The following is a 447-nucleotide window of genomic DNA, read 5'->3' on the forward strand; positions in this document are numbered from 1 at the left end:
TGGCCCATGAAGCCCTGCATCTTCTTGGTGTCGATCGTGCCGTCCGACTTCAGCGCGCCGGTGTTCTGCAGCGCCGTCTTCAGCGAGGGGTTGTCGTTGACGAACTGCATCGCCGCGGCCTTCTGCGCCTCGGTCGGCGGCTGGCCGTCGGGGCCCGCCTTGCCGCTGAGGATCTGCATGGCCGCCAGCGGACGCTCGAGCGACACGCCCTGGTCCGGCGAGGCCAGGTCCGACCACTTCGCGAGATCGGACTGGTCGTTGCCCTGGCTGTACTGGTCGAGCGCGGCGTACTTGCCGTCGTCGGTGGCCGCGCCCGAGGCACCGGCCGCGCCCGCCGCGCCGCCGAGCGTGCCCGCGCCGCTCATCGAGGGGTCCTGCATCGGCGAGGGCGCGTTCATCTGCGGCAACTGCCCGGACGGCGCGGCGTCGCCGCCGTCGTCACCACTG

General features: G+C 72.3%; 1 protein-coding gene. It reads right to left on the reverse strand.

Annotated features, from left to right (window positions below; genetic code table 11):
* Positions 1-447 (reverse strand): type III effector HrpK domain-containing protein (locus tag HW466_RS31440; RefSeq protein ID WP_425129842.1); only part of this gene is annotated, 447 nt, incomplete at both ends.

Source organism: Burkholderia territorii, assembly GCF_902833055.1.
GTDB classification, from domain to species: Bacteria; Pseudomonadota; Gammaproteobacteria; order Burkholderiales; family Burkholderiaceae; genus Burkholderia; species Burkholderia territorii.